Source organism: Plesiomonas shigelloides (assembly GCF_900087055.1).
Lineage (GTDB): Bacteria > Pseudomonadota > Gammaproteobacteria > Enterobacterales > CAMTGL01 > Plesiomonas > Plesiomonas shigelloides.
The window spans coordinates 2,823,671-2,850,524 of sequence record NZ_LT575468.1 but is presented as its reverse complement, the minus strand read 5'-3'; the positions used below and the strand labels follow the sequence as shown (position 1 = coordinate 2,850,524).

Sequence of the window (26,854 nt, the reverse complement as noted above, 5' to 3'; positions counted from 1 at the left end):
GCACGCAACTGACCGGAGATCTGCTACCCCTAACCCCCAGCCTTAGGTAAAATCTGCCGCTTACTCTACGACATGCGGCGGCATCATCTGACCGCATGCCGGCATTTCCCGGACGGAAATCCGAACAACTGAGATACCATACAAAATGAAAATTCTGCGGCATTATGCCTTTACCCTCTGTTTGCTGGCGGGGATTGTTCTGGGCGGCGCGGGCGGCCTGCTTTTTGGTGAAAAAGCGCTACTGGTGAAGCCGGTGGGCGATCTTTTTTTGAATCTGATGTTTATGGTGATCGTGCCGCTGGTGTTTTTCAGCGTCTCCTCGTCGATTGCTGAAATGAAGCAGATGACCCGTTTGGGTAAAATCATGGGGACCGTGTTTGCGGTATTTGTCTGCACCGCGTTATTCGCAGCGGTGATTGGTTTGATTGGCACGCACCTGTTCAATCCATTCCAAAATGTGGATACCCAGAGTTTATTGGCGCAGTTGCCGCCGGTAGCCGAAACGGAGTCGGGTAAAAGCATTGGCCAGATCTTGGTGAGCACGTTTACCGTGCCGGATTTCTTGCAACTCTTTACCCGTTCGAGTCTGTTGCCGCTGATCGTGTTTTCCATCTTGTTTGGCCTGGCGACTGCCTTCTCGGGCGAGCAAGGCCGCCCGGTGGCGCAGCTGCTGTCCGCGGGTACTACCATTATTTTGCGCATGGTGAGCATCATCATGTACATCGCGCCGGTGGGCTTAGGTTGCTACTTTGCCGCTACTGTCGGTGCGCTGGGGCCGCAAATTATCAGCGGTTATCTCAATGCCTTCTTCTTGTATCTGGCGCTGACGGTGGTGTATTTCTTCGGGGCGAATACCCTGTATGCCTTTATTGCCGGTGGGATGGCGGGCGTGCGCATCTTCTGGGCCAACGTGGCGACTCCAGCGGTAACTGCGTTAGCCACCGCATCCAGTGCAGCCTGTATTCCGGTGAATCTGGTGGCGACCAAAAAGATGGGCGTGCCGGACGATATCGCAGAAACCGTGATCCCGTTAGGGGCTAACACGCACAAAGATGGCTCGGTGATTGGCGGGATTTTGAAGATCGTGTTCCTGTTTACCCTGTTCCATCGTGACATGAGCGATCCAGCTATGCTGGCGGCGATTATCGGTGTGGCCTTCTTGGTTGGCGCGGTGATGAGTGCCATTCCAAGTGGCGGCATGACGGGTGAGCTGATGATCTGCGCCGTGTTTGGTTTTTCACCGGAGCTGGTTGGTACGGTGATGATTATCAGCACCATTATTGATGCGCCGGCTACCTTGCTGAACTCCACCGGTAATACCGTATGTGCCATGTTGGTTAGCCGCTTTGTGGAAGGGAAAAACTGGTTGCAGCATAAAACGGGCTTGGCGAGCAGTCAGTCATAACGGTCGTCAGTGTCTGAGTGAGTTTTAGATACTTAAAAGACCATAAAGCCGTTCGCTTTTAGCTGCGAACGGCTTTATTTTTACTGACTAGACACTGACTGACTAAAAAGAACGTCAGTGGCTAAATGCTTAGGCCTGACGGAAAGAGCGCAGCATCCACACGGTTTTTTCTTGCTGTTGGATGTAGTCACTCATCAGGGCCACTGTTCCCTCATCACCGGCATCTGCTGCCATCGACAAAATCTTGCGTTGACGGATCAGCAAGGTTTGCAGACCACTTAATAGACCATCGATACAGCTTTTAGCATCGTGCACATTTTTGTGCTCTTTAATTTCGGCGTGTGCCAGATAATCACTGAAAGTATGCAGCGGCTGCGCTTCCACGGTCAAAATACGCTCGGCGATTTCGTCTACTTTCAGCAGCAGATCGTTATACATCTCTTCAAATTTGACGTGCAGCTGGAAGAATTGCGGGCCAGTAATGTTCCAGTGGTAACCACGGGTGTTCATGTACAGGATCTGGTAGTTCGCCAGCAGAATGTTGAGCTCCGGTGCCAATTTAACCAGATCTTCTGTTGCCAAGCCGATGCTAGATGTTGTCATAGCAAACTCCTTATTACCCATATTTAAAATTCGTTATACCTGACTCGGTGCGGCACAAAGTCAGCAGCAGACCAGCGTGGTCTGTGTCATTGAGGTTAAGTATAGGCAGGCCGCGCGCAGAGGGAAAAACCATTGTATTTATAGGTGTAATAGGTAAAACCATCTGTAATTTGGCGCGCATTGTTCGTAGTGGCGCTCTTGTGATACATCGGCAAGCGTGAAAACCGAGCGGCAAAGCCGCGTAGACAATGCAAGTGGACAGAAGATGTAACGCTGCGATGTCGATATCCAACGTAGCGAATGGCGCAGGAGCAGGCGTAGGCAGGCGGCGATGTACAGGAAATAGGCGCAAATGTATCTGCGCCGACAAGCTTCGTTACGCAATGAGCCGGATTGTTGCCAATCCCGGCTGGAGTGATCCAGCCGGAGTCCGTATTCTCAATCCCAAGAGATATTTACTTCTGAGAGCTTGAGATAAAGCTCTATTTGCACCAACCTGCGCGGAGTCGCAGGTTTTTTTTTGCTTATCTTTTCCCTTATCCGCTTTTTTATCGTTTCTCTGGCGCTTTCCCGCGCTCGCCCATTTTTCTGCTCCGGCGTGCTAGCGGCTTAAGGCGCTGGGTTAGGGTAGCGCGTATGGATTTCTTCGATACCTTGCAACACTTCATCTGGCAAACTGAGATGCTGACTGGCAATATTGGCGTGCAGCTGCGCTAGCGTGGTTGCGCCAATAATAGTGCTTCCCACAAAAGGACGACTGAGCACATAGGCCAGCGCCATTTGCGCCGGATCTAAGTTGTATTGCCGTGCCAGAGCTACATACTCAGCGGTGGCGGCTTCGGCTTGCGGATTAAAGTAACGCTTAAAGCGGCTGAACAAACTGCAGCGTGCCCCATCAGGACGCGCGCCATTGAGGTATTTGCCGCTTAAGATCCCGAATGCCAGCGGCGAATAGGCTAGTAGCGGCACTTGCTCGCGGTGACTGACTTCGGCCAGACCGATTTCAAAGCTGCGGTTGAGCAAACTGTACGGGTTTTGAATCGACACCATGCGCGGCAAGCCATGTTTTTCCGCCAGACGCAAATAGCTCATCAGCCCCCACGGCGTCTCGTTCGACACGCCCAGATAGCGAATCTTACCGGCGCGGACTTGCTCGCTTAAGGCCTCCAGCGTTTCAATCAACGGCACCTGATCTTCGTGCTCTTGCTGCTGGTAACCCAGTTTGCCAAAACAGTTGGTGTTGCGGTGTGGCCAATGCACTTGATACAGGTCGATATAATCGGTGCCGAGGCGGCGCAAACTGTCATCTACCGCTTGGCGGATGTGGCGGTGATTGAGCGCCATATCGGGGCGAATATAGGGCACATTGTGAGGTCCGGCGATTTTGGTGGCTAAGATCACCTGCTCGCGGCAGTTACGGCTTTTTAGCCAAGAGCCGATGTACTGTTCGGTTAGCCCTTGGGTTTCCGGTTTAGGCGGCACCGGATACATCTCGGCGGTATCGATAAAGTTGATGCCTTGCTCAAAAGCCAGATCCAGTTGCTGATGGGCATCCTGCTCACTGTTTTGCTCGCCAAAGGTCATGGTGCCAAGACACAGGGCACTGACCTCCAGAGTGGAGTGGGGAAGGGTATGATAACGCATAGGCATCCTTGTGATGACGTCATAACGGGATGCCTATAACTTAGGGGGCGCGGCGAGGAAAGTAAATTTCTCCGCCGCTTAATGCGCTTATTCTGGGATGTTTTTGTGCAGTTGTAGCGATTTTCCACGCTGCATACGGATATTGAGCAGCTCCACGGCAAAAGAAAAACCCATCGCAAAGTAGATGTAGCCTTTCGGAATATGCATACCAAAGCTTTCGCCGAGCAGAGTAAAACCAACCAAGATCAGGAAGGATAATGCCAGCATCTTGATTGGCGGGTGGTTATCCACAAAATCGCCAATGCTCTTGGCCGCCATCATCATGATCAGCACTGCAATCACAATTGCGATGATCATAATCGGAATGTCATTCACCAAGCCAACCGCGGTGATCACCGAGTCGAGCGAGAACACGATATCCAGCACGGCAATTTGCACCAGCGTCATCACAAAGCTGGTGGTGGCACGAATGTGCGGCGCGTCTTCGCCGCCGTTACCGGCTTGCAAGCTGTCGTGGATCTCATGGGTACTTTTAGCAATCAGGAACAGGCCACCGAAGAACAAGATCAGATCGCGTCCTGATACCGGATGATCCAGCAGCGTAAACAGCGGAGCGGTCAGGTGCATGATCCACGCCAAGGAAATCAGCAACAGGATACGGGTGCCCATCGCCAGAGCCAGGCCCAAGATCCGTGCCTTTTGGCGCTGCTGTTCGGGCAGGCGACTAACGATGATGCTAAGAAAAATAATGTTATCGATGCCAAGCACAATTTCGAGCGCGGTCAGCGTCAACAACGCCACCCACGCATGCGGATCTACAAGCCATTCCATGAAACTAAACCATCTGAAGAGCGGAGGATAAGGAGCCGTATAGGATAACGTATCTGGCGTTTTTTTTCATTATGTCAGGCATATGATTTTGCTTGTCTGACAATGCACTAGAGCCCACGCACGGCCGCGCTGGTTTACAGCGTCGGCGGCGTTAACCCGAAATAGCGATTTAAGATGGCGCGGGTAAAGGCTTTTTTCAGGTAGAAGCCGCGCGGCAAGGTTTTGATTGGCTGACCATAACGGCCAATTGCATCGGTTAGCGCGCGGCCATTATTGGCTTTGGGCCGCAGTTGCAGCACTTCACCGTGGCGTGCGGTGATGCTTTCCACCTCGCCGAGCACGATTTTGTCCATCAGTTCTTCCCAATCTTGGCGCAACAAGGCTTCTTCTTCGGCAGACGGCGTCCACAAAATCGGCATACCGATCCGGCGCTCACCGAGCGGGATCGTGCGTTCACCTTCCACCGGTAGCCACAACACACAGGCCAGCTTGTGTCGCACATGGCTGGTTTCCCAGCTCACACCACAGTTACCGGTCAGCGGTGCGACACACACAAAGGTGGTTTCCAGCGGTTGGCCGTGACGATCCACAGGGATGGTTTTTAGCTCCACCCCCAGATGCGGAAAATCTTGCTCCGGCTTACTGCCAGCATACGCGCCCAGATGTTGTTCGATCAGCGTACCAATCCACCCCTTGTCGCGCTTGAGGTTGGGCGGTACGGGCAATCCACGCTGCGCGGCTAACTCGGCCAGCGAATACCCCGCCAGATCACGGGCGCGGTCAAACAACGCCTGGCGAGAAACAGGAATCATGTCAGTGTTCATGCTCATTATCTTACCACCCTTTATGCCCTGTGGTGATCCACGGCACAGAGGTTACTCGCTGTTCATTTTTTGCTCAGCAAGATCGTTATTTATGGGATCCTTCACGAGCTCACGATCCGCCTATTTATAATGCAATGATTTATAAGGAAATATTAAATCATTTAGGGAGGCTAAGATCGCCGAGGCGAAATTATTGCTGGATAAATCACCGACAATGAACAGGATCTCCCCACTAGTTATCCACAGAAATCTTGGATAACCGTGGATAACCAGCCGATACTGGCTGGATGAACAGGGGTTTGTGGTCAAGGTTCCGTGCGAGGGTGCACAAAACTGTCGATCTTGTCAGCGGTATGTGTGGATAAATTCGGCGCTGGCGGATCTTTGCTCAATCATGGATCTTTACGATCCTTTTGGTTTGTCTGCTTGTGGATTGTTTTGCTTTTGCTTATTTAAATTATTGTTTTTAATTGTTTTAATTGAGTGTTGTTGGCGCTTTATAACCTGATCAGTGCGGCGATTTATATGCAAGCGAGATATTTTTTCACAGTGATATCCACAGAAAAAGTGAATAAATTCGCCGAATTTTGGCAGAAGGTGTTTATAACTTCTCCGCAAAGCAAAAGTTATCCAAGGAGTGGCGAATAAAACAGCAATGCAGGCGCTGAATGTTGATATATGACACACAGACTGCGCGCCACGACGTTCACCAGTTTACCGGTCAGGGGTTGTGTGAAACAATCAAAGGATAACTGACGCTTTTCAGTATTGAGGTAGTCCTGTGATTGATGGCGATGGCTACCGCCCGAATGTGGGAATTGTGATTTGTAACCGAGCGGGACAGGTGCTGTGGGCGCGCCGTTATGGGCAGCACTCGTGGCAGTTTCCGCAAGGCGGCATCAATCCCGGTGAAACGGCTGAACAGGCCATGTACCGGGAGCTGTTTGAAGAAGTGGGCCTGACCAAAAAGGATGTCCGGCTGCTCAGTTCCACCCGGAATTGGTTACGCTATAAATTACCAAAACGTCTGGTGCGGTGGGATACCAAGCCGGTTTGCATTGGCCAAAAGCAACGCTGGTTTTTATTGCAGCTGATGTGCGATGAGTCCAAAGTGAATATGCAGACCAGCGGGAATCCGGAATTTGATGATTGGCGCTGGGTAAGCTATTGGTATCCAGTGCGTCAGGTGGTGTCATTTAAACGCGATGTGTACCGGCGGGTGATGAAAGAGTTCGCGCCGGTGGTGATGCCGGCGGAAGAGGCAGTCAAGCCGCCCTATAAAGCCACCCGACATGTAAGAAGGAAAGGATAACCTGATTATGTTGACCAAACTGCGGGAAATTGTTGAACAGGTCGCTGCGGCCGCCGATTTACCGCAGGCGTTGGAGCTGTTGGTCAGCAAAACCTGCCAGATTATGAAAACCGAAGTGTGTTCGGTCTATTTAGCCGATCACACTCACCGCTGCTATCGGCTGATGGCTACCCGCGGTTTGGCTAAACCGGCTGGTAAACCGGTGTTGTTGGCTTTCGATGAAGGGGTGGTGGGATTAGTCGGCGCGCGCGCCGAGCCGATTAATCTGGCCGATGTGCGCCAGCATCCGAGCTTTAAATACTTGCCCGAAGTGGGTGAAGAGAGTTTCCGCGCGTTCTTAGGCACCCCGATTATTTACCGTCGCCGCTTGTTGGGCGTGCTGGTGGTGCAACAAAAAGTGGTGCGCGAGTTTGACGAGAGCGAAGAGTCGTTTCTGGTTACGCTGGCCACCCAATTGGCCGGGATCTTGGCGCACACCCAAGAGCAGGGCTTGTTATCCGATACCCAGCAGCGGCGTATTCGGGCGCAAGGTGCCGCTCCAGGCGTCGCGATTGGCACTGGTTGGCTAGATCAAACCCATCTGACGCTAGAGGATATCGCCGAGGCCTCTACCCTTGAGCCAGACAGTGAGCGCGAGCGGCTGTCACGGGCGATTGATTCGGCGGTCAACGAGTTTCGTCGCCACAGTAAGCGCTTTAATGTCGATCTCAGCTCCGATTCGGCCGCTATTTTCGATCTCTATACCCACCTGTTGTCCGATGTTGCCTTGCGTAATGCCCTGTCTACCCAGCTCGATACCGGCGTGGTTGCTGAATGGGCGGTACGTAAGGTGTTTGAACACTTTGCGACCCAATTTGCCAGTTTGCCCGATCCTTACATGCGTGAGCGTGCCAACGACATGCGCGCATTGGCGCAGCGCCTGCTGTTTCACCTGATGGATGTACCGCAAAGCGAGTGGAACCTGCCCGAGCAGTTTGTGCTGGTGACCGACGAGCTGACCGCCACCCTGATTGCTGAACTGCCGCGCGATAAGCTGGTGGGGATCGTGGTGCGAGATGGCGCGGCCAATTCGCATGCCGCGATTTTAGCGCGCGCCTTGGGCGTGCCGACTGTCATGGGCGTGGACATTGAGCCGGGGCGACTGGAGCAGCGTGAGCTGATTATCGATGGCTATCGCGGTAACGTGATTGTCGATCCGGATCCGGCGGTGCGCACCGAATACCTACGGCTGATTTTAGAAGAACAAGAGCTTGATAAGCGGGTGGCCGACGATCTGGATAAACCGGCGCTCACTGCCTGTGGACAACGCATCGAGATCCTATTGAACGCCGGCTTGAGTGCCGATTGCCATATTGCCATCAATCAGGGCGTCGATGGGGTTGGCTTGTACCGCACGGAAGTGCCTTTCTTGTTGCACGGCAGTTTCCCGTCTGAAGATGAGCAAGTCAGCCTGTATCAGCTGATTTTAGATAGCTACCCAGATAAACCGGTGGTAATGCGCACCCTCGATGTCGGTGGGGATAAACCGCTGCCGTACTTGCCAATCCATGAAGACAACCCGTTTTTAGGCTGGCGCGGTATTCGCCTGACGCTGGATCACCCCGATATTTTTATCGCTCAGGTGCGCGCCATGCTGCGCGCCAGTGTGAGCCATAACAATTTAGCCATCTTGCTGCCGATGGTGTCGGGCTTGGGCGAGGTGGATGAAGCGCGCGCACTAATCGATCGGGCGTATCGCGAGATCAGCGAGCAACTGGCGCAAGATGGGCAAACCCTCAGCATGCCGAAGGTCGGCATCATGGTTGAAGTGCCGTCGATGTTGTATCAGTTACACTTTCTGGCCGGCAAGATCGATTTTCTTTCGGTAGGATCCAATGATCTGACCCAATATCTGTTGGCTGTGGATCGCAATAACGCCCGTGTGGCGGATATCTTCGATGCCATGCATCCGGCGGTATTGCGCGCGTTGTATCAGGTGATCCGCGAGGGCGAGCAGCATCAGTTGCCAGTCAGCCTGTGCGGTGAGCTTGCGGGCGATCCGATCGGCGCATTGTTGCTGGTGGGGATGGGTTATCGCCGTTTGAGTATGAACGGGCGTAACGTCGCACGCATCAAATACCTGTTACGCGCCGTGGAGCTGGCGGATTTACAGACCTTGGCGGAGCGGGCGCTCAGTGCGCGCCTGACCACCGAAGTGCGCCATCTGACCGCAGCGTTTATGGAGCGACGTGGCTTGGGCGGTTTTATCCGTGGTGGTAATTCGTTTTACTAAGTCGCGCTTTTACGTATTCGCAGTTTTATGTATTCGCACAGAATCATGCACGGATATGGCTGTAACGGATATGACTGTATAGGAAAATGAGTTGAGGCAATCATGCTGTTGTTTGTTGTTGCCTGCCTGATTTTGGGTGGTGTTGTTGGGATCTTGGCCGGGTTGCTCGGGATTGGCGGTGGATTGATTATCGTACCCGCCTTGGTGGGCTTGTTACCGTTGGCGGGCGTATTGCCAGAACATTTGATGCCGATTGCCTTGGGTACCTCACTGGCCTCGATTGTGCTGACCGGGGTATCGTCATCTTGGCGTCATCATCAGTTGGGTAATGTGGATTGGACGATTGTCAAAGCGATGGTGCCGGGCGGCATTATTGGCGCGGTGATCGGGGCGCACGTGATCACCTTAATTCCATCGGACATGATCAGCAAAGTGTTCGGAGTGCTGGTGCTGCTGTTGGCGTTGCAAATGGCGCTGTCGGTGAAGACCCGTGCCGAGCATCCGTTGCCCACTAAAGGCTGGTTGTTTACTGCTGGGGGCTTGATTGGTATCTTCTCCAGCTTGGCCGGCATTGGCGGCGGCAGCTTAACTGTGCCGTACCTGAACTGGCACTCGGTGCCGATGCGCATTGCCATCGGGGTGTCGGCGGTGTGCGGTATGATGCTGGGCGTTGGGGGATCACTGACCCTGATCGTCAGCGGATTGCATGTCAGTGATTTGCCGGCCTACAGTCTGGGTTATGTCTATCTGCCCGCACTGGCCTGTATTGCCGTGACGTCGGTACAAACGTCCAAGGTTGGCGCGAATTTGGTCAGCCGTTTACCGGTACCTATCCTGAAAAAGGGATTTGCCGTTCTTTTGGTTTTTGTCGCATTAAAAATGTTGTGGTAACACGCTGATGAATAATAGCTATCTGACCTTTCCGCAAATCGATCCGGTCATTTTTCATGTCGGACCGTTAGCCCTGCGCTGGTATGGCCTGATGTACTTGGTAGGCTTTGTGTTTGCCCTGTGGCTGGCCGGCCGCCGCGCTGCCAAGCCCAACAGTGGCTGGACCAAAGATGAAGTCGAAAATCTGCTGTATGCGGGCTTTTTCGGGGTATTCCTCGGTGGCCGGATTGGCTATGTGATTTTTTATAACTTCGGCTTGTTCCTCGATAACCCGCTGTACTTGTTCAAAGTGTGGGATGGCGGGATGTCATTTCACGGTGGCCTGATCGGGGTCATCGTTGCGATGCTGGTTTTCGCGTACCGTACTAAGCGGACTTTTTTCACCGTGGCCGATTTTATTGCCCCGCTGATCCCGTTTGGATTGGGCATGGGCCGTATTGGTAACTTCATCAACGGTGAACTGTGGGGACGGGTGACCGATGTGCCGTGGGCCATGGTGTTTCCAGACGGCGGTCCGCTGCCGCGTCATCCGTCACAGCTGTATGAGGCATTCCTCGAAGGTCTGGTGCTGTTCATTATTCTGAACCTGTTTGTGCGCCGTCCGCGGCCTACCGGCAGTGTCTCCGGGATGTTCCTGCTATTTTACGGCCTGTTCCGTATCTTCTGTGAGTTCTTCCGTGAGCCGGACGCACAACTGGGCTTTTTCGATGGCTGGCTGACGATGGGACAGATCCTGTCTGTACCGATGGTATTGGGTGGACTGGGGCTGATCCTGTGGGCATACCGTCGTCATCCTGTGACTGCTGTACGGGGATAACATGCAACAATATCAAGATCTGATGCGCAAAATCTTGGCGGAAGGCGCATCCAAAGACGATCGTACCGGAACCGGTACCCGCTCGATTTTCGGCCATCAGATGCGTTTTGACTTGTCCAAAGGCTTCCCGCTGGTGACCACTAAGCGTTGTCACCTGCGCTCTATCATCCATGAGCTGCTGTGGTTTTTAAAAGGCGATACCAACATCGGTTATCTGCACGACCACAATGTCAGTATTTGGGATGAGTGGGCGGATGAAAATGGCGATTTAGGGCCGGTGTATGGCAAGCAGTGGCGCGCGTGGGGCGCCGCCGATGGTCGCACTATCGACCAGCTGAGCACCGTGGTGCAGCAACTGAAACAAGACCCCGATTCTCGTCGTATTATCGTATCCGCGTGGAACGTGGGCGAGCTGGATCAGATGGCATTGATGCCATGTCATGCCTTGTTCCAGTTCTATGTGGCCAACGGTAAGCTCTCTTGTCAGCTGTATCAGCGCTCTTGTGACGTCTTCCTTGGTCTGCCGTTTAACATTGCCAGCTACGCGTTGCTGACTCACATGCTGGCGCAGCAGTGTGATTTGGAAGTCGGTGATTTTGTTTGGACCGGTGGGGATACGCACCTGTACATGAACCACATGGAGCAGACTGAGCTGCTGTTATCCCGTGAGCCACGGGCACTGCCACAGCTGGTGATCAAGCGCAAACCAGCGTCTATCTTCGATTATCAGTTTGAAGACTTTGAGATTGTTGGTTACGACCCACATCCGGCGATTAAAGCGCCGGTCGCGGTGTAATTACGCTGTTTCGCTAGTGCTTAGCGGCTACTAAAAAGCGTCCTGTGGGGCGCTTTTTTTGTGCCTCGCATGGGGCGTTTACCTTGGGGAACGGCCGGCCATTATCGCGTAGAGCGTGTTGCGTGGCTTGAGTTTATCTTCATCGTCATCTTCATCGTTATCTTCTTAATTCCGCGTTACACCATGCGCAAGCAGCGCTACAACAACGATAAAACAACGCTAAAACAACGGCACTCAACAATAAAAAAACGGCCTGCATGAACAGGCCGTCCAAAAGGGAGAGTAGTTCTGGTCGCTTTTCGTATTAGCGGGTAGCCAGCAGCAGTATCCCTGGCAGGACAAAGAACACCCCGCTCAGATAACCCAGTACCGCCATCCGGTTTTTAATCGCGAGGGAAGCCAAACCTTCCGCAGCGCGCAGCGGCAGACGACGCAGTGCTGGGATCCCGTAAATGACCAACACCGCCAGTACGTTGAAGCTTAAGTGTACCAAGGCAATTTGCAGTGCCAGCAGCGCATTCGGGCCGGAAATCGCGGTAGCCGCCAGCAGCGCAGTGATACAGGTGCCGATGTTCGCGCCCAGTGTGAACGGATACACTTCACGCAGGCTCAGCAGACCATTACCGACAAACGGCACCATCAAGCTGGTGGTGGTCGAGGAAGACTGCACCAGGACGGTTACTGCGGCGCCAGAGGTAATCCCGTGCAGCGGACCACGACCGATAGCGTGCTTGAGAACTTCTTGGGCACGACCGACCATCAAACGCTTGAGCAGCTTACCCATACCGGTGATCGCCGCCATGATCAGCACAATACCAATCAGCGCCATCAGGGTACCGGCTAAGGTCGGAGACATACCGCTCAGCATACTTTTCACCATGCTCACGACCGGCTTGGTCAGTGGTTTGATGAAATCAAAGCCGACATAGTTCAGGTTGCCGGAGTTCGACAGCGGAGCGACCAGCCATTCGCTGATGTGCGCCAGAATACCGAATGCCATTTCCAGTGGCAGGAAGATCACCACCGCCAGCAGGTTGAAAAAGTCATGGATGGTGGCGCAGGCAAAGGCACGGCGAAACTCATTATTGCAACGCAGGTGGCCTAAACTCACCAAGGTGTTGGTCAGGGTAGTACCAATGTTGGCACCCATAATCATCGGGATGGCGGTAGCAATCGGCAGGCCACCGGCCACCAGACCAACGATAATGGAGGTCACCGTACTGGAAGATTGAATTAAGGCGGTGGCCAGCAGGCCCACCATCAGTCCGGCCAGCGGATGTTCGGCGAAGGCAAACAGTGCCTGCGCTTGGGTTCCTGCCGCCAGTTTAAAACCGTCGCCAACCATGGCCACGGCCAATAAAAGCAGATAAAGGGCGAAGAGCAATACCAACCAGGAAAACAGCGTCGTCAGCGGTGAGCGGCTGGTGCCGGTTTGAGCGTTGGGCATCTCGTTCATATGACTCTCTGATGTCAGATTTGTTACAAAAGTTTGGTTGCCGCAGATCCTAGCGGTGAAATATTACAGATATATTTCATCGGGCCAGAAAAGCGGGTGGCCGCACAGAATGTTAAAACAGAACCCCTGATCAAGGAGCGTATGTGAAGAGTGAGTGGTATGGTTAAGCTCGGTATTTCCGATGATTAACATCAATAGAAACGATTTTATCGAGCAAACCTTCTGTTTTAGACTGCGAGATAAGTGTTCACACGCGACAGATTGCATAGCTATTGCATAGCGTACGTAAAAGTTTTGGAGTTCCATCATGACCGATATGATTCGTCAGTTTTTACGACTGGAGTCAGCGGGGGGGATTTTACTGATCATCGCCTCCGCTGTGGCGATGCTGCTTGCCAACACCAGCCTAGAAGGAATTTATGATCAATTCCTCGCGCTGCCAGTGGCGGTGCAGTTCGGCAGCCTGCTGATAAATAAGCCGCTGCTGCTGTGGATTAATGACGGCCTGATGGCCATCTTCTTCCTGCTGGTCGGGTTAGAAGTTAAACGTGAGATGCTGGTTGGTGCCCTGAACAGCAAAGAAAAAGCCGTGTTCCCTGCCATTGCGGCATTGGGCGGTATGCTGGCTCCGGCGCTGCTGTATTTGGCGTTTAACGGTAACAATGATGTGGCACTGGCGGGCTGGGCTATCCCTGCCGCGACCGATATTGCCTTTGCGCTGGGGATCATGGCGCTGCTCGGTAAGCGTGTACCGGTTAGCCTGAAGGTCTTCTTGCTGGCGTTGGCGATCATTGATGACCTGGGCGTGATTGTCATTATTGCCCTGTTCTATACCAGCCAGCTGTCTGTGATGGCGTTGGCGATTGCGCTGGCGGCCACTGCCGGTCTGATTTACATGAATCGCCGTGGCGTGGCGTCCATCAGCCCGTACATGTTGTTGGGCGTAGTGCTGTGGGTAAGCCTGCTTAAATCTGGCGTGCATGCCACGCTGGCCGGTGTGATCTTGGGCTTCTGTGTACCGTTGAAAGCGCAAGATAAGCGTCCACTGGAGCATCTGGAGCACAGTTTGCATCCGTGGGTGGCCTATCTGATCCTGCCATTGTTTGCTTTTGCCAACGCGGGCGTGTCACTGAAAGGGATCTCGCTGGATGTACTGACCTCAGCTCTGCCACTGGGTATTGCTGTTGCCTTGTTTGTCGGTAAGCCGCTCGGGATCTTCTCCTTTAGCTGGCTGTCAGTGAAACTGGGTCTGGCTAAACTACCGGATGGGATTTACTTCCGCCATATCTTTGCGGTGTCAGTACTGTGCGGTATTGGTTTTACCATGTCGATGTTCATCGCTTCACTGGCCTTTGAGCATGCCGGTTTGGAGTATGGAGTATTCTCCCGTCTGGGGATCCTGATGGGATCGACCACGGCGGCGGTAGTGGGTTATTGCCTGCTGCGGATGGTGTTGCCCGCGCAGCCTAAGCGTTAAAACTGCGGAGCAGTGAACCGAGATGTCGCTGGTCAGAGAGCATGACCGGCGGCATACTGGTGCGGCAGCCGCTAATGAAGTGAGAAGCGTATGTCGCACCTGAATTTTAATCATCTGTACTACTTCTGGGCTGTGTGCAAACACGGCTCGGTGGCCAAAGCTGCCGAAACTCTTTTCCTTACCCCACAAACCGTGACCGGGCAGATCCGCGCGCTAGAGCAGCGTCTGGATGGCAAACTGTTTAAACGCAGTGGCCGAGGTCTGGAGCCTACCGAGCTGGGGCAACTGGTCTATCGCTATGCCGAGCGGATGTTCTCTCTTAGCCAAGAGATGCTGGATATCGTCAATTACCGCAAAGAAGCCAATATCCTGTTTGATGTTGGGGTAGCGGATGCGTTATCGAAGCGTTTGGTCAGTCGGGTACTGCAAACCGCAGTGCCGCCGAGTGAGCAAATCCATCTACGCTGTTTTGAATCCACCCACGAACTGCTCTTGGAGCAGCTGAGCCAGCACAAGCTGGATATGATCTTGTCAGATTGTCCGGTGGACTCCTCGCAAAGCGAAGGGCTGTTCTCGGTCAAATTGGGCGAGTGCGGGATCAGCTTTCTGTGTCGCCAACCGGCGCCACAGGCACCGTTTCCGGCCTGTCTACAAGAGCGCAAGCTGCTGATGCCGGGGCGTCGCTCGGCACTGGGGCGCAAACTGCTTACTTGGCTGGATCAGCAAGGGCTGCAGGTGCAGATCTTGGGTGAGTTTGATGATGCGGCACTGATGAAGGCGTTTGGTCACTACCACAATGCCATTTTTGTCGCGCCATCGTTGTATGTGGCTGAACTGAGCAGTGACGGGCAGACCGTCGAGCTGGGTAAAGTGCCCACATTATGTGAAGAGTATTACGCCATTTTTGCGGATCGTATGATCCAGCATCCGGCGGTAAAGCGGGTCTGTAGTGAGGATTTCACGGATTTGTTTTCCGGCCAGCTCGGCGTTATGCTCGGTGAAGAGTAGTCATCGTGTTGCATAGAGCAGCACCACAACGGGTGTATTCGTGATCCTATGATGAAAGATATGTCTGAAATTGCACACATGGAGCGTAATGTAGGTCAGGCCGTCACGCTGCTGAAGGCTATGGCCAATGAGCACCGGTTGTTTATTTTATGTCATTTACAGGATAAAGAAGTGTCGGTCGGCGTTTTGAGCGAGCGCTTGGGTTTATCCCAGTCGGCACTGTCACAGCACCTTGCTTGGTTGCGGCGCGATGGGCTGGTGAAAACGCGTAAAGAAGCGCAAACCGTCTACTACTCGTTAAGCAGCCATGCAGTGGCGGAAGTGATCCGTACCTTACATCGTTTGTATTGCGCGGCGGAGCAGCCTTCAGAGGCTGAGCTGGCTAGCGACGTGCCAGAGCGGCATAGTGAGCCGTCCGCGGCGTCGCATTCGGTCGGTTAAACTAATATACCCTTCCTACTTGAAGCTGCAGGGGTGTTGGCTACGTTCGTTCACCCCAATCACATAGCTTGTCTATGCTCATGGGGATTCACTCACTTGCCGCCTACCTACAACTTCACGTTGTTTGGGTATAGTTTGAAGGCTGTGCGTCGCCGGAATAGGTTGGCGCACGCCTGTTCGCTTTTGATTTTCTGTCTCGCCGTCATTTTCTTACTCTTTCTTTTTATTTTTATTTTTCTTCTTCTTTACTTCACTTAGCACCACAACAATTTAGAGCCACGGTCTCGAACCACCATCCAGCACAACAGCCCAGATAAGTGCACAGACAAAACCAAAGCCAAAGTTAAAGTTAAAGCATCAGGGAAGGGATGAGCAGAGCGGGGAGAAATGTGCGTAATGCGCAGCCAGCGGTAAATGACAGGCAAAAAAAAACCGGCATCAAGCCGGTTTTTCTCGGTATCTTAAATCAGGCAATGATTACATTGCTTTGATTTGAGCTACCAGGTTTGCTTTATGACGTGCAGCCTTGTTCTTGTGGATCAGGCCTTTGCTTGCCATGCGATCCAGAACTGGTTGCATGGTGGCAAATGCGGTCATTGCAGTTTCTTTGTTACCGGTCGCGATCGCAGCGTAAACTTTCTTAACGAAAGTACGCATCATGGAGCGACGGCTAGCGTTATGCTGACGACGCTTCTCAGCTTGGACAGCGCGCTTCTTAGCAGACTTGATATTAGCCAAGGTCCAACTCCCAAATATAACTTTTTGGACATTTCAAAGGCCGAGGACTATGCCTTTTTCGCCTTCTTTTGTCAATGGATTTGTGCAAATAAACGCCGCTTTCCCAAGGCTGGTGCAAGCAGCGCATGACGGTTATTATGACGGGTAATTTTAACAGCTTTTAATGCTGGAATACAGCGTCAGAGACGTATTTCAACGAGTGAGTAAATCTTGAGTAAGCGATTGTTGAAATCTGGGTTGGTTGTCAGCTCGATGACCTTGTTATCCCGGGTACTGGGTTTGGTCAGGGATGTCGTTATTGCCAACATGATTGGTGCCGGTGCCGCCGCAGACGTCTTCCTGTTTGCTAACCGAATCCCTAACTTTTTACGCCGTCTGTTTGCCGAAGGGGCGTTCTCGCAAGCCTTTGTGCCGGTACTGACCGAGTATCAAAAAGACGGTGATTTATCGAAGACGCGCGAATTTATCGCTAAGGTCTCCGGTACGTTAGGCGGTTTGGTCACCATTGTGACCTTGCTGGCGATGATTGGCTCGCCGGTGGTAGCGGCCATTTTCGGTACCGGCTGGTTCTTGGATTGGCTCAATGGCGGCCCCGATGCCGCTAAATATGAGCTCGCGTCATTCTTGCTGCGCATTACCTTCCCGTATCTGTGGTTTGTCACCTTGGTGGCCTTATCTGGCGCGGTGCTCAATACCATCGGTCAGTTTGGGGTGGCGGCGTTTTCGCCGGTACTGCTGAACGTGGCGATGATTGGCGCAGCGATTTGGATTGCCCCGCACACCCAATACCCGGAAGTGGGCTTGGCGATCGGTATTTTCTTAGGCGGTCTGCTGCAGTTTTTATTCCAGCTGCCGTACATGAAAAAAGCCGGATTGCTGGTGAAGCCGAAATGGGCTTGGCATGATCCGGGGGTGAAAAAAATTCGCACCCTGATGATCCCCGCGCTGTTCGGGGTGTCGGTAAGTCAAATCAACTTGCTGCTCGACACCTTTATCGCCAGCTTCTTGATGACCGGTTCGATCAGTTATCTGTATTACTCCGATCGTCTGCTGGAGTTCCCGCTCGGTTTGTTCGGGATTGCCATCGCGACGGTGATTTTGCCGGCGCTGTCGCGTCGTCATAGCGAAAAAGAGGAAGGCGAGACGGTCAGCGAACGCTTTAGCCAGACCATGGATTGGGGCGTGCGCATGATTTTCCTGCTCGGCATTCCCGCCATGTTTGGCATTATGGTGCTGGCCAAACCGATGATGATGGTGCTGTTTATGCGCGGCGAATTTACCTTTGCCGATGTGAATGCCGCCTCGTTATCTCTGTTGGCCTTCAACGCAGGTTTGGTGAGCTTCATGCTGATCAAAGTGCTGGCGCCGGGCTATTACGCGCGGCAAGACACCAAAACCCCAGTACGCTACGGCATCATCTCGATGATCAGTAACATGGGCTTTAACCTGCTGGCGATCCCGTTCAGTTATGTCGGCTTGGCGATGGCCTCGGCGATGTCCGGTACTCTCAACGCGTGGCTGCTGTATCGCGGTCTGGCAGTGAGCGGGGTGTACCGCATCCAACGCAATAGCGCGATTTTCATTGGTAAAGTGGCGTTGGCCGGTCTGGCGATGGCGGCGGCCGTAAGTTATTGCATGCCGGCGCTGAGCCTATGGCAAGCGCAGCATAATGGTATGCGGATGCTGTGGTTGGCTGGCCTGATTGGGCTCGCGGCCGTGGTCTATTTTGCCGCCCTTTTGCTGTTGGGCGTGCGCCCGCGCCATTTACGCGCAGATACTGACATCTCGCACTAAGACAATCGGGGCGGATGCGGTATAATCGGCGACAATTTTGTATAAGATCTGACAGGGTAACGTGCCCATGGAGCTGATCCGCGGTATTCAGAACATAAAGCCACAGCATCACGGCTGTGTTCTGACGATTGGTAACTTTGACGGGGTGCATCTGGGGCATCAGGCAGTCTTGGCGCAAGTGAAGGCGCATGCTGTTGCGCTCGGTTTGCCACTGACGGCGATGGTGTTTGAGCCACAGCCGCAGGAGTTGTTTACCCCGGAATTGGCACCGGCTCGGTTGATGCGTCTGCGTGACAAGTATGTCCATCTGGCGCGCGCCGGTGTTGACCGCCTGCTGTGCGTCAGTTTTAACCACCATTTCGCGGCGATGAGTGCAGAGCGCTTTGTCGAAGAGTTGCTGGTTGAAAAGTTGGGTGTTAAGTTTCTGGGGGTAGGTGACGATTTTCGCTTTGGTGCTGGGCGGCATGGCGATTATGCCTTGTTACAGCAGGCTGGCGCGAAACACGGTTTTGCCGTCGTCAACAACCACAGTTATTGCGTTGATGCGCTGCGGGTGAGCAGTACCGCTATCCGTCAGGCGTTATACCAAGATGATCTGGCTCAGGCGGAAAGCCTGCTCGGTCGGCCGTACAGTATCAGTGGCCGCGTCGCGCACGGTAACAAGCTCGGGCGAACCATTGGTTTCCCGACCGCCAACATTCCACTGAAGCGCCGCGTCGCGCCGGTCAATGGCGTGTATGCGGTGGAAGTGCTGGGGATTGGTGATACCCCCTTACCGGGCGTGGCGAATATCGGAACCCGCCCGACAGTTGATGGTGTGCGCCAGCAACTGGAAGTTCACCTGTTTGATATAAATGTAAATCTCTACGGCCGTCAGCTCGAAGTTGTGCTGCGGGAAAAAATCCGTCCGGAAATGCGTTTCAGTTCGTTTGAAGCGCTCACCGCGCAGATTGCGCAGGATGCCCGGACCGCCCGCCACTATTTCCACCTGCCGGTCGCAAGCTGACTTTTTCTTTTTGCCGAAAATACGGAATCGAGAATCAATGAGTGACAATAAATACCCTCTGAACCTTCCGGATACAGGGTTTCCGATGCGTGGCGACTTAGCCAAACGCGAACCTGGTATGTTGCAACGTTGGTATGATAACAATCTGTACGGCGCTATTCGTCAGGCGAAGAAGGGTAAGAAGTCCTTCATCCTGCATGATGGCCCACCGTACGCCAACGGTAACATTCACATTGGTCACTCCGTAAACAAGATCCTCAAAGACATTATTATTAAGTCCAAAGGACTGTCCGGCTTTGATTCTCCGTACATTCCGGGCTGGGACTGCCACGGCCTGCCAATTGAACTGAAAGTAGAACAACTGGTCGGTAAGCCGGGCGAAAAAGTGTCTGCGGCTGAATTCCGTGCGGCGTGCCGTAAGTATGCTGCCGAGCAGGTGGAAGGTCAGAAGAAAGACTTTATCCGTCTGGGCGTATTGGGTGACTGGGATCATCCGTATCTGACCATGGATTTTGGCACCGAAGCCAACATCATCCGTTCACTGGCCAAGATTGTCGGTAACGGTCACCTGCACAAAGGTGCTAAACCGGTGCACTGGTGTACCGAGTGTCGTTCTGCGTTGGCAGAAGCCGAAGTGGAATACTACGACAAGACCTCCCCAGCGATTGACGTGCGTTTCAACGTCGCGGACGAAGCGGCGTTCCTGGCTAAGTTCGGTACTGTTGCCGGTCACGGCACTATCTCGGTGGTGATCTGGACCACCACCCCGTGGACGCTGCCAGCTAACCGCGCGGTTGCTCTGAATGCCGATCTGGAATACCAACTGATCCAAGCTGGCGACGAGCGTCTGATTTTGGCTGCCGATTTGGCCGAAAGCGTGCTTAAGCGTGCCGGCATCGAAGGCGCGCAAGTGCTGGGCACATGCCGTGGCTCGGATCTGGAGCTGCTGACGCTGCAACACCCATTCTATGATTTCACCGTACCGGTGATCTTGGGTGAGCACGTGACCACTGATGCCGGTACCGGTGCGGTACACACAGCGCCAGGTCACGGTCAGGAAGACTTCGTAGTCGGCCAGAAATACCATCTGGAAGTGGCCAACCCGGTTGCGCCGGACGGCACTTACCTGCCAGACACCCCGCTGTTTGCCGGTCAATCAGTGTTCAAAGCGAATGATTCTGTGCTGGACGTGCTGCGTGAGCGCGGCGCGCTGCTGCACTTTGAGAAATTCCTGCACAGCTACCCACACTGCTGGCGTCATAAAACGCCGATCATCTTCCGTGCTACCCCACAGTGGTTTATCAGCATGGAGCAAGCCGGTCTGCGTCAGCAAGCACTGAACGAAATCAAAGGCGTGAAGTGGATCCCGGATTGGGGTCAGGCACGTATTGAGACCATGGTGGCTAACCGTCCTGACTGGTGTATCTCCCGTCAGCGTACGTGGGGCGTGCCAATTGCTCTGTTCGTGCATAAAGACACCGAAGCGCTGCATCCTCGCTCGGTCGAGTTGATGGAAGAAGTGGCGAAACGCGTTGAAGAAAAAGGCATTCAAGCGTGGTGGGATCTGGATCCGACTGAGATCTTAGGTAGCGATGCCGCCGATTACGTGAAAGTGCCCGATACGTTGGATGTGTGGTTTGACTCCGGTTCAACTCATGCTTCCGTGGTTGATGCGCGCCCAGAATTCAACGGCCACAGCGCCGATCTGTATCTGGAAGGCTCTGACCAACACCGTGGCTGGTTCATGTCATCATTGATGATCTCCACCGCGATGAAAGGCACCGCCCCATACCGCGAAGTGCTGACCCACGGTTTCACCGTAGATGGTCAAGGTCGCAAGATGTCTAAATCCGTGGGCAACGTGGTGAGCCCGCAGGATGTGATGAACAAACTGGGCGGCGATATTCTGCGTCTGTGGGTTGCCTCAACCGACTACACCGCTGAAATGGCGGTATCGGATGAGATCCTCAAGCGTTCAGCGGATGCTTATCGTCGTATCCGTAATACCGCACGTTTCTTGCTGGCTAACCTGAACGGTTTCGATCCGAAACTGCATATGGTGCAACCAGAAGAGATGGTGGTACTGGATCGCTGGGCGGTAGGTCGTGCGCAAGCGGCGCAGGCTGAAATCATCAAAGCCTACGAAGAGTATGATTTCCACATGGTGGTGCAGCGTCTGATGCAGTTCTGCTCCGTGGAGATGGGTTCGTTCTATCTGGATATCATCAAAGATCGCCAGTACACCGCGAAGACCGATGGCATCGCTCGTCGTAGCTGCCAGACTGCGCTGTATCACATCGCTGAAGCGCTGGTACGCTGGATGGCGCCAATCATGTCCTTCACTGCCGACGAAATCTGGAACTTCCTGCCAGGTGAGCGTTCAGAGTTTGTATTCACTGAAGAGTGGTACGACGGTCTGTTCGGCTTGGCGGAAGGCGAAGTGATGAACGACGCCTACTGGGCTGAGCTTCTGAACGTGCGTGGCGAAGTGAACAAGGTGATTGAGCAGGCGCGTAACGACAAGAAAGTCGGTGGCTCGCTGGAAGCGGAAGTGACCCTGTTTGCCGATGCCTCTTTGCAGCAGAAACTGGCTGCGCTCGGTGACGAGCTGCGCTTCGTGCTGCTGACCTCCAAGGCCGATGTGGCTGCACTGGACAATGCACCGGCTGAAGCCGTAGCGACCGAAAACAAAGGACTGACGATCAAGCTGATCCGCTCCGAGAATGCCAAGTGTCCACGTTGCTGGCACTACGCGGCAGACATCGGTAGCGTTGCTGCGCACCCGACACTGTGCGGTCGTTGTGTAACTAACATTGCCGGTGACGGCGAAACACGTAAGTTTGCCTGATGAAGAAACCTTTATTATCGACAGGATTGCGCTGGTTGTGGCTATCTGCATTGGTGTTTGTACTGGATATCGGTAGCAAACTCTGGTTTATGAACCACTTAGCGCTGTATGAGCTGATCCCGGTAACGTCATTTTTTAATCTGACGTATGTACAAAACCCGGGGGCAGCGTTCAGCTTTTTAGCCGAACATAGCGGTTGGCAGCGTTGGTTCTTTGCCGCCATCGCCCTGTTGGTAACCGGTGCTCTGAGTGTCTGGATGTATCGCACTCCGGCCAGCCACAAGCTGGCCAACGGTGCCTACGCCCTGATTATCGGTGGTGCGCTGGGTAACCTGTTTGACCGACTGGTCCATGGTTTTGTGGTCGACTTCCTCGATTTTTATTGGGGAAGCTATCACTGGCCGGCCTTCAATCTGGCCGATGTCGCCATCTGTGTCGGTGCGGCGCTGGTGGTGCTGGAAGGTTTTCTGGCTCCGGCCGATGACAGTGCATCTTCAGGGAAATCCGATCAGGCGCGCTAATTCGGCATCTGACCTCGGTTTTTGACTTAGGTGTGAAAATGAAAATAGGGCGCCGGCTTATATCAACATAGGTCGGCGACCGGCCAACAGGCTGGCTTCGGCCGGCCTGTTGCTTAAGTAAACGACCTTGTAGCTTTTAGGTGCGGTGATGAACGCATCATCGCCACCAAAAAATCATCCAAGGCTTAGGGATCAAGCGCCGCGATAAGGAAATGACAGTATGGACGCAAGCAGTATGGAAGCCCGCATTGGACCGAATAGCCAAGTTCTGATCCACTTTGATTTATGGTTGGCGGATGGCAGTGCCGCAGACTCGACCCGCACTCAGGGCAAGCCGGCACTGTTTCAGCTCGGCAACCGCTCGTTATCACCGGCACTGGAAGCGCAGTTGCAAGGCCTGAAAGCCGGCGATACTAAGCGCTTTACGCTGCAACCGGAAGAGGCCTTTGGCCTGCCAAGTCCTGATAACGTGTACCATTTTGAGCGTAGCCGGTTCAGTACTGAAACCGAGCCGCAACCAGGGATGATCATGCTGTTTGCCCAGCCGGGCGGGCAGGAGATCCCGGGCATGATTAAGGCGGTTGCCGGCGAATCGGTCACCGTTGATTTTAACCACCCCTTGGCTGGACAAGTTGTTACCTTCGATCTTGAGGTAATGGCAGTGCATCCGGCCGCTGACTAAGAGACAACTGCATGCAGATCCTGTTAGCCAATCCCCGTGGTTTTTGTGCCGGCGTTGACCGTGCGATCAGCATTGTCGAGCGGGCGCTGGAGTTATATGGCGCGCCGATTTATGTTCGCCATGAAGTGGTGCATAACCGCTACGTTGTGGAAGGATTGCGCCAGCGCGGGGCCGTGTTTGTCGAAGATTTGCATGAAGTGCCGGATGGCTGCATCGTGATCTTTTCGGCGCACGGTGTCTCGCAGGCGGTGCGCGCCGAAGCCAAATCACGCGATCTGAGCGTGTTTGATGCTACCTGTCCACTGGTGACGAAAGTGCATATGGAAGTTGCGCGCGCCAGTCGCAAGGGCATGGAAGCGGTACTGATTGGCCATGCCGGTCACCCTGAAGTGGAAGGCACCATGGGCCAGTACAGCAATCCGCAAGGTGGCATGTATCTGGTGGAGTCGCCCGAGGATGTGGCGAAACTGGTGGTCAAAAACCAAGAAAATCTGTGCTTCATGACCCAGACCACGCTGTCGGTGGATGATACGTCAGAAGTGATTGATGCACTGCGTCAGCATTTCCCGGCCATCATCGGTCCGCGCAAAGACGACATCTGTTATGCCACCACCAACCGGCAAGAGGCGGTACGCCAGTTAGCCGAGCAGGCACAAGTGGTGCTGGTGGTCGGCTCGAAAAACTCGTCTAACTCGAATCGCTTAGCTGAGCTGGCGCGTCGAGCGGGGAAAGCCGCCTATCTGATTGATGGTGCGGAAGATATCGATGAAGCGTGGTTGCAGGGCGTGGACACTGTCGGCGTTACGGCGGGCGCATCAGCGCCAGAGGTGTTGGTGCAGGCCGTGATTGCCCGCTTGCAAGACCTCGGAGCGGTGACTGTTACCGAAACCGAAGGGCGAGAAGAAAACATCACCTTTGAGGTTCCACGCGAATTGCGGGTGCAGCAAATTGATTAAAGGTTAAATAAAAAGGAAGCCACGGGCTTCCTTTTTTGTGTTTACCGGCTCAGGGTCGGCAGCGGATTACAACAAAAAAGGAAGAGACATGATCAAAATCGCAATTGCCGGCGCCGCCGGTCGTATGGGACGTCAACTGATTCAGGCTGTGTATGCCGCCTCCGGCGTTACACTGGGCGCCGCCCTTGAGCGCTCCGGCTCCAGCTTGATTGGTGCGGATGCTGGCGAATTGGCCGGTGTCGGTCCATTGGGGGTGACGGTACAAGAGTCACTGGATGCTATCGGAAATGATTTCGATATCCTGATCGACTTTACCGTACCGGCCGCCACCTTGACCCATTTGGCTTATTGCCGTCAGCACGGCAAACATATGGTGATCGGGACCACTGGTTTTGATGCTGACGGTAAGCAGGCGATTGCCGATGCCAGTGCCGACATCGGGATCGTGTTTGCCTCTAACTTTAGTGTGGGCGTCAATCTGGTATTCAAGCTGTTGGAAAAAGCGGCGCAGGTGATGGGCGATTACACCGATATCGAAATCATCGAAGCGCACCATCGTCATAAAATTGATGCACCATCCGGTACTGCGTTATCGATGGGGGAAGTGATTGCCGACACGCTAGGACGGGATTTATCACAATGCGCCGTGTACAGCCGTGAAGGGAACACCGGTGAGCGCCCACGCGACAGCATTGGTTTTGCGACCGTGCGAGCAGGCGACATCGTTGGTGAGCACACCGTGATATTTGCTGATATCGGTGAGCGAGTGGAGATTTCACACAAGGCATCCAGCCGCATGACCTTTGCTAATGGCGCTGTGCGCGCGGCAAACTGGTTGCATAATCAGCCAGCGGGGTTGTATGACATGAAGGATGTGCTTGGGTTGCACAACCTTTAATGGCGTGTTACTAACGGATCGAGTGACACGTTCGTAAGCATGCATATTGCTGTGCACTTTTCTTGTTAAAATAAGCATTTCACATCGAAATCGCACTATTGATATCATTAGTTGGTGTCTTGTGCGGTTTTTTTTTGTCTTTTCCCCTTTGTCGAGATTTTTGCCGTTTTTACTGCGTATTTTACTGCGGGTGAAAGTTATCTCTTCATGCAAACGGTTATCTTTTGTGTTTTTATCTTACTTTTAGCGCTGGCGTGGCGTTATTTCGCTGTGTTGGCGGTTTTTGTGTCTAAAGTGGGAGTTTTTTCTGGACAAGCGGTAAGCCCGTCTATAGAATTCGCGCAATTTGCCAAAAATTCATTATTTAACATGATTGACAGCGCTTTTGGCTCTCATGTATGAATGGTTATGTGGTAAAAAAGATTAAATATTCATGGAGGTTGTTTTGAGTAGGTCGGCACTGTTAGTTCTCGAAGACGGCACAGTCTTCAAAGGTACCGCAATCGGCGCAGAAGGCTCGGCGGTCGGCGAAGTTGTTTTTAATACCTCGATGACCGGTTACCAAGAAATTCTTACTGATCCTTCGTATTCCCGCCAGATTGTTACTCTTACTTATCCTCATATTGGCAATGTCGGCACCAACCCAGAAGATGAAGAATCCCCCGCCGTTCATGCTCAAGGTCTTGTAATTCGTGATTTACCCCTGATTGCCAGTAACTTCCGCAGTACCGAAACCCTTTCTGATTATCTCAAACGCCACAACGTTGTCGGCATCGCTGATATTGATACCCGCAAATTGACCCGCATTCTGCGCGAAAAAGGTGCCCAAAATGGTTGCATCATTGCCGGCGCACAGCCAGATGCCGCGCTGGCGCTGGAAAAAGCGCGCGCCTTTGGCGGTTTGAGTGGTCTGGATTTAGCCAAAGAAGTCACCACAGCCGAAGCCTACAACTGGACGCAAGGTAGCTGGACGCTGCAAAACGGCCTGCCACAGGCGGCAAACAATGATGACCTGCCATTCCATGTGGTGGCGTATGACTACGGTGTGAAGCGCAATATCCTGCGGATGTTGGTGGACCGAGGTTGCCGCCTGACTGTTGTTCCGGCGCAAACGCCAGCGGCGGATGTGCTGGCGCTCAATCCGGATGGGGTGTTCCTGTCCAACGGCCCAGGCGACCCAGCGCCGTGCGATTACGCGATCAGTGCTATTGAAGAGCTGCTGCAGCACGATATCCCTGTTTTTGGTATCTGCTTAGGTCACCAGCTGTTAGCACTGGCCTCCGGTGCCAAGACCGTGAAGATGAAGTTCGGCCACCACGGCGGCAACCATCCGGTGAAAGATTTAGACCGTAATGTGGTGATGATCACCGCGCAAAACCACGGTTTTGCCGTAGATGAAGCCACGTTGCCAGCCACTTTACGTGCAACCCACGTGTCACTGTTTGATGGCTCGTTGCAGGGGATTCACCGTACGGACAAGCCAGCATTTAGCTTCCAGGGTCACCCAGAAGCAAGCCCAGGCCCGCACGATGCCGCACCGCTGTTTGATCACTTCATCGAATTGATTGAGCAATATCGTCAGAACCAAAACGCAAACCAGCAATAATCAGCCGCAGCAGCAGGAGTTGTTAAGC

25 protein-coding genes are annotated in these 26,854 nt (G+C 53.5%); 19 read left to right on the top strand and 6 right to left on the bottom strand.

All coding sequences use genetic code 11. The features are described 5' to 3' along the window. The first annotated feature begins 145 nt into the window (after positions 1-145). Entirely contained in the window at positions 146-1,405 is a 1,260-nt protein-coding gene (locus tag NCTC9997_RS12725; protein WP_039045838.1) for a dicarboxylate/amino acid:cation symporter, read from the top strand. A 129-nt stretch (positions 1,406-1,534) separates the two neighbouring features. Here the strand turns inward: NCTC9997_RS12725 and NCTC9997_RS12720 are convergent, their stop codons facing one another. The 4 genes from NCTC9997_RS12720 to mutH form a co-directional block, all read right to left on the bottom strand. After that, positions 1,535-2,008 carry a Dps family protein gene (locus NCTC9997_RS12720; RefSeq protein ID WP_010864632.1) on the bottom strand — a complete coding sequence of 158 codons (474 nt, stop codon included), beginning with the start codon at positions 2,006-2,008 and terminating at the stop codon, positions 1,535-1,537. Positions 2,009-2,617: 609 nt separating this feature from the next. Further along, positions 2,618-3,652, bottom strand: a complete 1,035-nt coding sequence (locus NCTC9997_RS12715; protein WP_064978192.1) for an NADP(H)-dependent aldo-keto reductase — start codon at positions 3,650-3,652, stop codon at positions 2,618-2,620. Positions 3,653-3,739: 87 nt separating this feature from the next. Then, positions 3,740-4,483 carry a TerC family protein gene (locus tag NCTC9997_RS12710; RefSeq protein WP_010864630.1) on the bottom strand — a complete coding sequence of 248 codons (744 nt, stop codon included), beginning with the start codon at positions 4,481-4,483 and terminating at the stop codon, positions 3,740-3,742. A 134-nt stretch (positions 4,484-4,617) separates the two neighbouring features. Then, on the bottom strand, positions 4,618-5,295 hold the full coding sequence (mutH, locus tag NCTC9997_RS12705) for a DNA mismatch repair endonuclease MutH (RefSeq protein WP_413463043.1): 678 nt from the start codon (positions 5,293-5,295) through the stop codon (positions 4,618-4,620). A gap of 793 nt (positions 5,296-6,088) precedes the next feature. Here mutH and rppH point away from each other — a divergent pair. From rppH to NCTC9997_RS12675, 6 genes are all read left to right on the top strand, one after another. Further along, the gene (gene rppH, locus NCTC9997_RS12700; protein WP_064978190.1) at positions 6,089-6,619 is read left to right on the top strand and encodes an RNA pyrophosphohydrolase; all 531 of its coding nucleotides are present in this window, start codon (positions 6,089-6,091) and stop codon (positions 6,617-6,619) included. Between the two features lie 7 nt (positions 6,620-6,626). Beyond that, a complete protein-coding gene (ptsP, locus tag NCTC9997_RS12695; protein WP_064978189.1) occupies positions 6,627-8,891 on the top strand; it encodes a phosphoenolpyruvate--protein phosphotransferase in 2,265 nt (754 codons plus the stop codon). A 102-nt stretch (positions 8,892-8,993) separates the two neighbouring features. Then, positions 8,994-9,782 (top strand): sulfite exporter TauE/SafE family protein, encoded by a 789-nt coding sequence (locus NCTC9997_RS12690; RefSeq protein ID WP_010864626.1) that lies wholly within the window; start codon positions 8,994-8,996, stop codon positions 9,780-9,782. 7 nt (positions 9,783-9,789) lie between these two features. Next, positions 9,790-10,599 carry a prolipoprotein diacylglyceryl transferase gene (gene lgt, locus NCTC9997_RS12685; RefSeq protein ID WP_039045843.1) on the top strand — a complete coding sequence of 270 codons (810 nt, stop codon included), beginning with the start codon at positions 9,790-9,792 and terminating at the stop codon, positions 10,597-10,599. Position 10,600: 1 nt separating this feature from the next. Beyond that, positions 10,601-11,395 (top strand): thymidylate synthase, encoded by a 795-nt coding sequence (thyA, locus tag NCTC9997_RS12680; protein WP_039045844.1) that lies wholly within the window; start codon positions 10,601-10,603, stop codon positions 11,393-11,395. 69 nt (positions 11,396-11,464) lie between these two features. Continuing rightward, complete coding sequence (locus tag NCTC9997_RS12675; protein WP_156669268.1) at positions 11,465-11,656, top strand: hypothetical protein; 192 nt, start codon at positions 11,465-11,467, stop codon at positions 11,654-11,656. A gap of 43 nt (positions 11,657-11,699) precedes the next feature. On the opposite strand, the gene NCTC9997_RS12670 is transcribed toward NCTC9997_RS12675, so the two are convergent. Further along, positions 11,700-12,851, bottom strand: coding sequence for a Na/Pi symporter (locus tag NCTC9997_RS12670; protein ID WP_010864623.1), 1,152 nt, complete (start codon positions 12,849-12,851; stop codon positions 11,700-11,702). Between the two features lie 307 nt (positions 12,852-13,158). Between NCTC9997_RS12670 and nhaA the strand changes: the two genes are divergently transcribed. From nhaA to NCTC9997_RS12655, 3 genes are all read left to right on the top strand, one after another. After that, complete coding sequence (nhaA, locus tag NCTC9997_RS12665) at positions 13,159-14,328, top strand: Na+/H+ antiporter NhaA (protein WP_010864622.1); 1,170 nt, start codon at positions 13,159-13,161, stop codon at positions 14,326-14,328. 90 nt (positions 14,329-14,418) lie between these two features. After that, the gene (gene nhaR, locus NCTC9997_RS12660; protein ID WP_010864621.1) at positions 14,419-15,336 is read left to right on the top strand and encodes a transcriptional activator NhaR; all 918 of its coding nucleotides are present in this window, start codon (positions 14,419-14,421) and stop codon (positions 15,334-15,336) included. A gap of 60 nt (positions 15,337-15,396) precedes the next feature. Then, positions 15,397-15,777 (top strand): ArsR/SmtB family transcription factor, encoded by a 381-nt coding sequence (locus NCTC9997_RS12655; RefSeq protein WP_081632920.1) that lies wholly within the window; start codon positions 15,397-15,399, stop codon positions 15,775-15,777. A gap of 477 nt (positions 15,778-16,254) precedes the next feature. Here NCTC9997_RS12655 and rpsT read toward each other — a convergent pair whose 3' ends face one another. Continuing rightward, entirely contained in the window at positions 16,255-16,515 is a 261-nt protein-coding gene (gene rpsT, locus NCTC9997_RS12650) for a 30S ribosomal protein S20 (RefSeq protein WP_010864619.1), read from the bottom strand. A gap of 210 nt (positions 16,516-16,725) precedes the next feature. On the opposite strand from rpsT, the gene murJ reads away from it, so the two are divergent. The 9 genes from murJ (at position 16,726) to carA (ending at position 26,826) form a co-directional block, all read left to right on the top strand. Then, complete coding sequence (gene murJ / locus NCTC9997_RS12645) at positions 16,726-18,309, top strand: murein biosynthesis integral membrane protein MurJ (protein ID WP_064978187.1); 1,584 nt, start codon at positions 16,726-16,728, stop codon at positions 18,307-18,309. Between the two features lie 67 nt (positions 18,310-18,376). Continuing rightward, a complete protein-coding gene (gene ribF, locus NCTC9997_RS12640; RefSeq protein ID WP_010864617.1) occupies positions 18,377-19,315 on the top strand; it encodes a bifunctional riboflavin kinase/FAD synthetase in 939 nt (312 codons plus the stop codon). 37 nt (positions 19,316-19,352) lie between these two features. Beyond that, positions 19,353-22,163, top strand: coding sequence for an isoleucine--tRNA ligase (gene ileS, locus NCTC9997_RS12635; RefSeq protein ID WP_064978186.1), 2,811 nt, complete (start codon positions 19,353-19,355; stop codon positions 22,161-22,163). Then, positions 22,163-22,684 (top strand): signal peptidase II, encoded by a 522-nt coding sequence (gene lspA, locus NCTC9997_RS12630; protein ID WP_010864615.1) that lies wholly within the window; start codon positions 22,163-22,165, stop codon positions 22,682-22,684. Before ileS ends, lspA begins: the two co-directional genes overlap by 1 nt. Before the next feature lie 235 nt (positions 22,685-22,919). After that, positions 22,920-23,366: an FKBP-type peptidyl-prolyl cis-trans isomerase gene (gene fkpB / locus NCTC9997_RS12625; protein WP_039045891.1), complete on the top strand. Its 447-nt coding sequence runs from the start codon at positions 22,920-22,922 to the stop codon at positions 23,364-23,366. Positions 23,367-23,377: 11 nt separating this feature from the next. Continuing rightward, positions 23,378-24,322, top strand: a complete 945-nt coding sequence (gene ispH / locus NCTC9997_RS12620) for a 4-hydroxy-3-methylbut-2-enyl diphosphate reductase (protein WP_064978185.1) — start codon at positions 23,378-23,380, stop codon at positions 24,320-24,322. An 88-nt stretch (positions 24,323-24,410) separates the two neighbouring features. Further along, the gene (gene dapB / locus NCTC9997_RS12615) at positions 24,411-25,220 is read left to right on the top strand and encodes a 4-hydroxy-tetrahydrodipicolinate reductase (protein WP_064978184.1); all 810 of its coding nucleotides are present in this window, start codon (positions 24,411-24,413) and stop codon (positions 25,218-25,220) included. Between the two features lie 207 nt (positions 25,221-25,427). Next, positions 25,428-25,622, top strand: coding sequence for a hypothetical protein (locus NCTC9997_RS12610; RefSeq protein ID WP_152136883.1), 195 nt, complete (start codon positions 25,428-25,430; stop codon positions 25,620-25,622). A 43-nt stretch (positions 25,623-25,665) separates the two neighbouring features. Then, positions 25,666-26,826, top strand: a complete 1,161-nt coding sequence (gene carA, locus NCTC9997_RS12605) for a glutamine-hydrolyzing carbamoyl-phosphate synthase small subunit (protein WP_036770580.1) — start codon at positions 25,666-25,668, stop codon at positions 26,824-26,826. Positions 26,827-26,854: the final 28 nt, after the last annotated feature.

What these genes read in the sequence shown, in the direction of transcription:
- NCTC9997_RS12725 (WP_039045838.1), top strand. Translation starts at nt 146, where the DNA reads ATGAAAATTCTGCGGCATTATGCCTTTACCCTCTGTTTGCTGGCGGGG.
- NCTC9997_RS12720 (WP_010864632.1), bottom strand. Translation starts at nt 2,008, where the DNA reads ATGACAACATCTAGCATCGGCTTGGCAACAGAAGATCTGGTTAAATTG.
- NCTC9997_RS12715 (WP_064978192.1), bottom strand. Translation starts at nt 3,652, where the DNA reads ATGCGTTATCATACCCTTCCCCACTCCACTCTGGAGGTCAGTGCCCTG.
- NCTC9997_RS12710 (WP_010864630.1), bottom strand. Translation starts at nt 4,483, where the DNA reads ATGGAATGGCTTGTAGATCCGCATGCGTGGGTGGCGTTGTTGACGCTG.
- mutH (WP_413463043.1), bottom strand. Translation starts at nt 5,295, where the DNA reads ATGATTCCTGTTTCTCGCCAGGCGTTGTTTGACCGCGCCCGTGATCTG.
- ptsP (WP_064978189.1), top strand. Translation starts at nt 6,627, where the DNA reads ATGTTGACCAAACTGCGGGAAATTGTTGAACAGGTCGCTGCGGCCGCC.
- NCTC9997_RS12690 (WP_010864626.1), top strand. Translation starts at nt 8,994, where the DNA reads ATGCTGTTGTTTGTTGTTGCCTGCCTGATTTTGGGTGGTGTTGTTGGG.
- lgt (WP_039045843.1), top strand. Translation starts at nt 9,790, where the DNA reads ATGAATAATAGCTATCTGACCTTTCCGCAAATCGATCCGGTCATTTTT.
- thyA (WP_039045844.1), top strand. Translation starts at nt 10,601, where the DNA reads ATGCAACAATATCAAGATCTGATGCGCAAAATCTTGGCGGAAGGCGCA.
- NCTC9997_RS12675 (WP_156669268.1), top strand. Translation starts at nt 11,465, where the DNA reads ATGGGGCGTTTACCTTGGGGAACGGCCGGCCATTATCGCGTAGAGCGT.
- NCTC9997_RS12670 (WP_010864623.1), bottom strand. Translation starts at nt 12,851, where the DNA reads ATGAACGAGATGCCCAACGCTCAAACCGGCACCAGCCGCTCACCGCTG.
- nhaA (WP_010864622.1), top strand. Translation starts at nt 13,159, where the DNA reads ATGACCGATATGATTCGTCAGTTTTTACGACTGGAGTCAGCGGGGGGG.
- nhaR (WP_010864621.1), top strand. Translation starts at nt 14,419, where the DNA reads ATGTCGCACCTGAATTTTAATCATCTGTACTACTTCTGGGCTGTGTGC.
- NCTC9997_RS12655 (WP_081632920.1), top strand. Translation starts at nt 15,397, where the DNA reads ATGTCTGAAATTGCACACATGGAGCGTAATGTAGGTCAGGCCGTCACG.
- ribF (WP_010864617.1), top strand. Translation starts at nt 18,377, where the DNA reads ATGGAGCTGATCCGCGGTATTCAGAACATAAAGCCACAGCATCACGGC.
- ileS (WP_064978186.1), top strand. Translation starts at nt 19,353, where the DNA reads ATGAGTGACAATAAATACCCTCTGAACCTTCCGGATACAGGGTTTCCG.
- lspA (WP_010864615.1), top strand. Translation starts at nt 22,163, where the DNA reads ATGAAGAAACCTTTATTATCGACAGGATTGCGCTGGTTGTGGCTATCT.
- fkpB (WP_039045891.1), top strand. Translation starts at nt 22,920, where the DNA reads ATGGAAGCCCGCATTGGACCGAATAGCCAAGTTCTGATCCACTTTGAT.
- ispH (WP_064978185.1), top strand. Translation starts at nt 23,378, where the DNA reads ATGCAGATCCTGTTAGCCAATCCCCGTGGTTTTTGTGCCGGCGTTGAC.
- dapB (WP_064978184.1), top strand. Translation starts at nt 24,411, where the DNA reads ATGATCAAAATCGCAATTGCCGGCGCCGCCGGTCGTATGGGACGTCAA.
- NCTC9997_RS12610 (WP_152136883.1), top strand. Translation starts at nt 25,428, where the DNA reads ATGCAAACGGTTATCTTTTGTGTTTTTATCTTACTTTTAGCGCTGGCG.